Genomic DNA, 8,472 nt, shown 5'->3' with positions numbered 1-8,472 from the left:
GTCGCCGGTGTACTGTGCGGGGGTGGTGAATCCGTATGGGAGAGTGAGCGGTACCTCGGGGCCGAAGTGGTAGTAGCCGAGTATTCGTGATCCGGTGATTCCGCCGATGAGTTGGACGGATCGATCCGGATCGGCGCGCGGGAATCCGGCCTCGGGGCGTGCGGCATAAACGCGTCCGGTTGCCGACCAGCGGCGGGCTTGGTCGATGTCGCGGTATGTGGTGAGTGGGCCTTCTCCTCTCGGCGTAATGCCGGTCGTGAGTACTTCGGTCGGCGGGTAGCCGGGGTCGGGGATGTACACGAGTCCCGGGGCAGTGGTGTATTCGACGGGGAAGTGGTCGTGGTGGCGGGCGAGGAATGCGAGGTTCCGCTCGACGTCGACATTCCGGTCGGCCGCAGACGGCATGGGGTCGGCGTCGGCGGGCAACCCGATCCGTTCCCGTACTGTTTCGGCGGCCTGCGGCGATGCTTCGTTCGATGGCCCGCCGGGGAGTGGCTCGGGATTCGGGCGCGGCCTGGGCGTGCCGCCACCGGGATCGTCGTCATCGTCGTTTGTATCCGAGTTCACTACCGACACATCGTTGTCGGGCTGATCGCCTGGGGATTGGGGTTGCTGCGGCGGTGTCGTCGGCCGGAGGCCGGTCATGATCCGTGAGTACGCCAGTTTCTGGGCGTCGGTTGCCAGTTTCCCGTGCAATGTCACCGCGTTGTACACCTCGGCGTAGAACTCGCGCAGGTTGAGTTTTCCGTCCTTGCCGAAGCTGTAGCCGGTGAGTTCTTCCTCCAGCCATGTCACGAACCTATTCGGGTCCAGATAGGTGGTCCGGTTGGTCCGCACGAAGAGCTTCACCAGCTCGGCCATGATGTTGTCGAAGTCGTCGGGGTCGTCGTCGAGCCCGCTGAGGAAATGAACCGCGTGGCCGCCTTCATGGCCCATGACCGAGTCGCCGGGCCGAGCGCTGTCGCCGACCAAGAATCCTTGTTCTACTTGCCCGGCCAGAACATCATGGAACAACGGCGCGTTTATAGCGAACCGTTCGCTCAACATGAACCCCGTGGCGCGGGTGTCGCCGTTCACCCTCTTCCAATTCGTCCAAGCCATGGCGTTTTCGTTCGCATACGGCCCAATTCCGATGACCGGCCGACCTTCCTCCGGATCGGCAATAAGCAGACCGGGGTGATCGGTGAGCACAACGCGGACCCTGCTGATGAACTGCTCGAAGATATCGGCGTCGACATCGGCCAAGTCGGCCCCGACAACCTTGACGTCGAAGTCGCGTTCCAGATCCTGGGCCATCTTCTTGATCCGCGCCGATGCCGAGTCCTCGTCGCTCGTCGACGTGCGGGGAGCACGCCCACGCAGTTCGTTAGCTCGGTCGACCAGCAGCTTGTACAATGTCTGCTCGCCCGCTGTGACGTCCGGGTTTCCTAGCTCAACATCTCTGAACGACCACACCAGAGCCTCGCGGGCGACCAGGTTTCCGTTGTATGTGAAGCAGAAATCGGGGAACTGCAGTCTCAGCCACGCGCGGAAGGCTTCCTCGTCCACCTCCCCGCCGTCTGGTTGGAAGCGGACCCGCAATGCGTTCATGGCGTGCGCCTCCGCCCGCCATCGTCCCGCGTACACCATTGCCGCGGCGAACAATTGGGTCGTGGCATCGCGAACTTGATCCGGCCTCCACCCGGCTACGAAATCAGCGTTCAGAAGCAGCGCTCCCGTGCGTAAATTCGAAAAGGCGATCTGCGGGACAACGCGGCTCATGGCGCCGTCGCTCAGGCTGGTGATGCCGATTGCGATGACATCCGCCGCAGAATGCTTTTCGCGTAGGTCGTGTAACGTCTGGGTGAACACCTGGAACGCTTCCAGGTCGGTTCCCGAATCGCAGGTCGCCCTGGTGAGGACATATTGCTTCGCGAATGCGTGACTAATTTCATCTGTGGTTCGATACTGCCCCGCAACCCATTTGGGTGACGGTGCGAAGCCGCTTTTTCCAGTGACCGCCGTATCCGATTGTGCATCCTCGATTTCGGCGCTGATGTGTACATCGGGATCCTGTGCTCGTGCCGCATCGGTATCCTTGATGCCGAACATGCTGCGCAGGCGAGATCGGACGCGCTGCACTGCGCGCCCCGATATTTCCAGTTCCCCTGCCGTGGCGGTGTTCGAGAGATCGGGGGCCGCTAAGCCGAGGATCTGCCGTTCGCGGTCGTCCATCTCGGTTTGTGCTGGATGTGCGTCATCGGTTTCGGTCGGTGTGACCGTGCGCGCGTCATTGATTTCCGGTGTAGTCGAACCACTTTCGTCGCCATTGGCCGGTTGTGCTTCGGGCGCGCTATCACCGGTGGGCCGAGGCTGCGTGACGGTCCCTACCTTCGCCGCCTCGGATTCTCCCGAGTCCTGGTGCGGCACAGCGATTCCGGTGAGGATCATGCCGCCTTCGACCAGGAATCGACCATGGAATTCGGTCAGTGGTGGGCCGTCCACGGTGGAGCGATCCGCGATCAGCAGTTGTGCGGTGAATTCACCTCGTTCGATATCGAACGTGATCAGTATGTCTGTGAAGCCGATCCGGCGCTGTGTCAGCGGGTGCCACGCCTTGATGACAGCTTCCTTGGCGGAGAACAACACTCGGTCCCAGTGCACGCCACCGTCGGTACCGATCCGGTCGAGCCAGGCGCGCTCCGCGTCCAGCGACATGCCATCTCGTCGGCCATTGGGGATCGGCTCGTTGTATTCGGCGTCGATGCTTACCGCGCGATGGTGCCGAGATACCGCGGCAACGAAGTAGCCGGTCTTGCTGGTAAGGGTGAGGCCCTGTTTGTGGCTGATGCTTCCGACGAGACCGGGCTGCCAAACTGGCATTCCAGTCGCCCTGCCACCCGCACGGAGCACCGGCGCGACCGGCAAACCGAGGCGTGCCTGCGCGCGGTGTGCGACCGTGCGTCCGTATACGATTTCGCGGCCGCGTACCCCGTCCGGACTCGTCTCGAGCGCATCCAGCAGCACCTGCTCCTCGGGGAGCAGCGCCGCCGTCGGATCCTCGCCGATGATCTCGGCCGTGGCGACCTCGGCGGGCAGGCCGAGACCTTCGATGATCGTCCGTCCCGCTGGCGCTCGCACCTGGCCCGGCTCGACGGTGTCCGGTCGGCTGGAGGTGGGGCGCGCGTCGCTCGCGGGTGTCGCTGGGGCCTCGGGGCGTGGTTGTGCGCTCGATCCGCCAGCGTTGTCCGGAACCGCGGCATCGGAATCGTTCAACGCACGCAGGTCTGCTGAGAGCTGCGCGTGCAGAGGAGCGACCCCGTCCAAGTGGGGGTGACTACGCATCAACCCTCGAAGACGCTCTACATCCTGGCTCGTCCGCTCGATTGCGGCCGCTCGTTCTGCAGGGCTACCTTCAGCTGCAATTGTGCGATTCGTCAGTATGCGCCATTTGATTCCGGACCGATCCAGCGCTTGCCGCAGCGCTGCACCCGGCGCCTGGTGCAGCGCGATGAAATCTATGTCCGAGGTAGTGAGATCGAAAATCTGAGCTTCGATGAAAACTCCGGATCGAAATGACGCTCCAGTATAGTCGCGACCGATAGGCGGGTTGTGCATATCAACGCCGTAGGAATACTCCGACGGATTATCCAACGGTGAGGGTATCGTCTTGTCCTTCTCCACGATCGAGTCGCCAACGGTGATCGTCGTTCGTGATTTCACTTCTGGCTTGAGATAGATCTGGTGATCGCCGTAGTCGAGCTCCGACAATGCATCGATTATGCCGGATTGCGAAGGGCGGACCCCGTCCACGGCAACGAATCCGTAGACAGGGGGGTTTTCATGGACGTGCGAGCCGAACCACTCGGCTTCGGCATCGGCACGCTCGCCAAAGGGGTTGCGACTTCCCTTGATCCGCCCTTCGTCGAGGATGGCCACCAAACTTTCCTCGCGCACTCGGATACCAATCGGCTTCCCATCCAACGCGGCTTTCAATTCACGCCGCATCTGCTCACGCATCTCGGCGCTGGATCTGCCGAGCGAAGCCGCCATCTTTTCGATACGCCAGTCGATGACCGCGTACTGGCGCAGCAAGGACCACCGCTCCTCCAGCATCTCCTCATCAATTTCGTGCTCCGCGGACCGCTGCCTCAGTTCCAGTTCAAAAGCCTGCCTGGCCTCGGTTAATGTCGCGCGGTCCGGTGGCGGAGAACACAGCCCCCGCTGCCGGACGCGAGTGAGTTCCGATCCGACGTCCGGCACGACGACTTCGTCCCCGACGATTTCTGCGGTCTGTACCTCGGCAGGCGGCACGTGCCGGAGCAGATTCGCATCCGCCGCCGTCTCCGGAATGGAATTATGCGGGGCATAGTCGCTGGCTACCGAATCCCAGCGGCCGCGGGACCAATGTATCCAGGCAGGTAAAGGTAGTGGTTCGGATTCAGTGCGCTGGATTTCGGCTATTCGCCGTCCGTTTCCTGCGGGGTCCTGATTCCAGAAGGAATCTCGTTCGGCGCGGAAGTAGTGTGCGATGACGGGCAGTGAGTCCATGCCCATCATGTGGGTTACGCCGGGGAAGAGATACAGCGTCGAGGTGGGGATCAGCGCGGCATTGGTCTGACTGTGGCTGACCGGCGAGAACTGGTCTCGGCTGCCGTGCACGATATCGACCGGCACGCCATCCGCGCGGTATTCGTCGAATCGGATTCCCCAGGGCTGAACCAACTGCAGCGCGTCGTCGGCCCACGCGTGTATGTAGTTGCGCAGGCCGCGTTGATAGCCGCGGGCCAGCTGATCGCGATGTGTGCCGACCCACATGTGGTCCAGGGTTGTGAAAGCATCTTGGTTGTAGCGGATCAGCCAGGTCCCGTCCCGCGCGATCTGTTCGGCCATGTCCGTGAGCTTGGAGACCATGGCTTGCAGATCCGGGCTCCGGTACACGGCCTGGTTGGCTTCGGCCATGTTCGCCATCCAAGTGTCGCGGCCATCGAGGACCGGTGACGTGCCGACCAGCGAGACGACCCGGTCGACATGCTCGGGGTCGAGCGCACCGACGGCGATCGCCACCGAGCCGCCGCCGGAGCGTCCGAGTACCGAGTAGTGGTCGAAGGCGAACAGCTCAGTCGCGATGTGAATGATGTCGCGGGCGCAGTCGGCCACCGTGCGTCCGGGCAATGGGGTGGAGTCGCCGTACCCTGGTCGCTCCACGACGATCAGCGTGTATCCGCGCTTGGCCAACTCGCTCGCATCCGGCAGTGGACCGTCGATCCCGACCGGAGTGCCGGGAGACAGCAGGATCGGGTAACCACGCGGGTCGCCGAGCAGACGGAAATGCACGGTCCTGCCATCCGGCATCCGCGCTGCGTAGAGTGTTGAGATCTCGCCCAGGTCGGCGGTTTCCGCGGGCTCGGGCACAGCGCGTACTGTGTCTTCGGGCAATACCGCACGATGGCTGACTGTGTGTCGGCGTTGGTTCGAATCATGTTCCTGCCGAGGGTTATTCGGATTCGTTGCGCTGTTCGGCGCGGTGCTGGAGCGTTCGACCGGCCTTGGTGTCGGCACGTGGGGTTCACTGTCACCCGCACCATCGGCCGGATCGAGCAACACAGGTGCCTGTTGGCCCCCGTTGTTCAGCTGGTCCGTCCATTCGGAAATCGTGATGAGCGCCTCTACTTCGGCGACATCTCGGGCATGGTCGGTACCGGCGGACACCTCGGCAGCGCGAGTGACCATCCGTATCAGTTCGGTGTGCAGCGCGCGGGCCTCCGCCGATGCTGTATCCCGGCGGCTGACGATATAGCCCAACGTCATTGTGCGCACCCGTTTTACCAGGAGGTCGGGGAACACCCAATCCAACGCCAGCCGCGTATCCGGACCGGCGACCACCGGTACGTCGTCGCTTATTGTTCCGGTCGTTGTGAGACGCGCTATCTCGGCGAGGATCTGATCCTGGGCTTGGTTCAGGGGGGCGGCCCGAAACGCGGTGCCTTCCCGCGCGAGTTGCGCAGTCCTACGGACCAGTTCGATAGCTCGTTGCTGTAGGAGCCTGATCCGATCGACGACCGCCTGGCTCAATTGGTCACCTTGGGATTCGGCGGCGGGACTATTTGCGCCCGAACCGTTTTCATCGCGGACGTCAGAGGTCCCCGCGCCGCTCTCCGGTCGGAAGCTCATCGGGGAATCGGGGGCAGTTGTGCCGCCCCGCGAAGTATCGACTTTCGTTGTTGGTTCGGTTGGCAGTTGGGTGGGTTCGGGGTGGTCTGGTTGGTTGCTGGGTGGTCCTTGGAGTTTGTGTGGGTGTTGGGTGTGCCGGTACCAGGGGAGTCGGCGGCGGGCGGGGATGGATTTGCCGTTCTCGTCGGTGGTGAAGTCGGCGCGGAAGATTTTCTTGATTTTGTTGTATTTGGGCTGCCATTTGTTTTCGCCGTTTTCGTCGCCGTGGTAGTTGCGCACGTGGGGGATGTGGTCGTCGGTGTTGTCGGGGTCGTCGACGAGGGTGTCCAAGACCAGGACTTGGTCTTCGACGTTGGGGATCTGGCTTTCGATATTGACGAAGGTGATGATGTGTGCGTTTGTGCCGTCGTCGACGGCGAGGACGACCCTATCGATGCCGTCTTGTTTGGTGCGGACGGTTTCGGCGATAGCGGTGAGGTAGGGGTCGCCGTCGTATTTGTCCGGTTGGAGCTGGGCTCCGAGGGTGGCTTCGAGGGGTTTGTAGTTCTTTTTGGAATGCCATTGAGGGGTGTTGGCGTCCGGTTCGGGGGTGTCGTCGTTGATGAGTGCGAGGGCTCGGTTTACGCGGGCAGTGTGGAGGGCGCAGTTTCGGAGGATGTCGGGGTCGACGGTGTCCGGCTGCGCGGTCTCGCTCGCATTGGCCGCGGGGACGGCCAGGACTTGGGAAGTATCCCAGGGAAGAGCGACCATGCCGAGACCGTATTCGAGGGGCGTCAGGATATCGCGGCTGTGCCTTGCCAGCGTGAGGGCGCCGTAGCCTGCGGCGGTGGCCACGGTGATGTTCGCGGCAAGACCGGCGACCGCATCGCCGCCGTACGCGGACGCCAAGACACCAGCCACAAATGCGCCGATCGGGAGACTTGTTCCCTGGAACAAACCTCGCACACTCCCGGTTCGACCCTGGAGTTCGCCGGGGAAGGCATTTTGCTGGTAAGTGCCGACCTTATTGTTCGTTGCCGCCATCAGCATCGTGTCGAAGAATCCTGCGAGCGCTATCACGACAGGGTTGGTGGTCGATGCCTGGAGCGTGAACAGCGCGGCCATATTGGCGAGCGCCACCGGGTACAACTTGGTGACGTCGATCTTGTCGAACCATTCCGGCAGGTAACCGCTCAGTATCGCGCCCACCGCGGGTGCGGCGACCACAGCGCCTCTAGCCCAGTCCGACAGATCGGCTTCGTGCAGTACGGTGGCGGTGCGGAGCCCGAGCATGGCCCAGGCGGCGTTGTTGATCGTGCTGATCGCGGTGAGTTCGCGGAGAAATTCGTTCCGCCACACTGCCCGCACGGCTTCGCCGATCTCTCTGAACAGGTTGTCCGGTTTCGCGCGGACCTGGGTCGGGAACTGCAATCCCAGTATGTTCGCGAAATTTCCCAAATAGGACAGGAAGTTCAGACCGAATGGCGCCGCGGGCGCGAAACCCGCCATAGCGGGGCCCAGTGATTGACCGGCGAAACCAGCGGCGGATCCAGTGGAACCCGTCAATCGGTTTCCGGTATTCCGCTCGTTGTCGGCGAGGAAATCCCGGACGACTGTTTGAAAGACGCGGAAGTAGTAGGTGGCAGCGATGGATTCGACGATCGTTGTCGCGGTCAGCCCGAGTGCGAGATCGGGTGCGTCGACCAGCACCAGGGCGGTCGCGGCCGCCGCGGCCGCCGCGCCGACCGCTTGTGCCATGAGCATGATCTGTTTCCGGTCGTAACGATCGGCGGCGACACCGGCGTGCAGTTCGAGGAATCTCGCGAGCCCCGACGCGGCCATCGCCGCACCGGCGGCGATCTCTGATTCCGTCGCATCCAGCACAACATATGGCAATGCGTACTGCGCAGCGACGGAACCGAATTGGTTGGCGACCTCGCCCGGCAGCCACAGAATTTTGTTGCCGACTTTGCGCGGCAGCCAACTGACGTCCTTGCCTATCCAATCGCCGAACAACAACCTCGCGAATGGTTTGTTGACAGTGAGCAGTTGTCGTTTCGAAATCGGCCCTCCGCGTGCCGGATTGTCCGGTGTTTGCGCGGGCTGATTCTCGGTGGCGGAACGCTCGGAACTGTCTGGACTCGTGGCGTTTTCGTCGTGGCCGGTGGGTGTGGGTCTGTTCTGTGGGCTCGGTTCGGTTGGTTGGTTTGGGTTTTCGGGGTTGTGGTTGGGTGGGCCTTGGATTTTGTGTTGGCGTTGTTCTCGGGTGGGGCCGTCGGTGTTCGGTCGGGGTTTGGGGTGGAGGCGGCCTTCCTCGTCTGTGGTGAATTCGAGGATGTA

1 protein-coding gene is annotated in these 8,472 nt (G+C 62.6%); it reads right to left on the bottom strand.

The features are described from left to right. A partial coding sequence (locus NP3_RS45475) for an alpha/beta fold hydrolase (protein ID WP_169814695.1) occupies window positions 1-8,151 on the bottom strand: 8,151 nt, incomplete at its 3' end. Window positions 8,152-8,472 lie beyond the last annotated feature (321 nt).

Origin of the sequence: Nocardia pseudovaccinii NBRC 100343, assembly GCF_001613225.1 — a bacterium.
Lineage (GTDB): Bacteria > Actinomycetota > Actinomycetes > Mycobacteriales > Mycobacteriaceae > Nocardia > Nocardia pseudovaccinii.
Note: the sequence above shows the minus strand (reverse complement) of the source record. Positions and strands in the feature narration are given on the sequence as shown.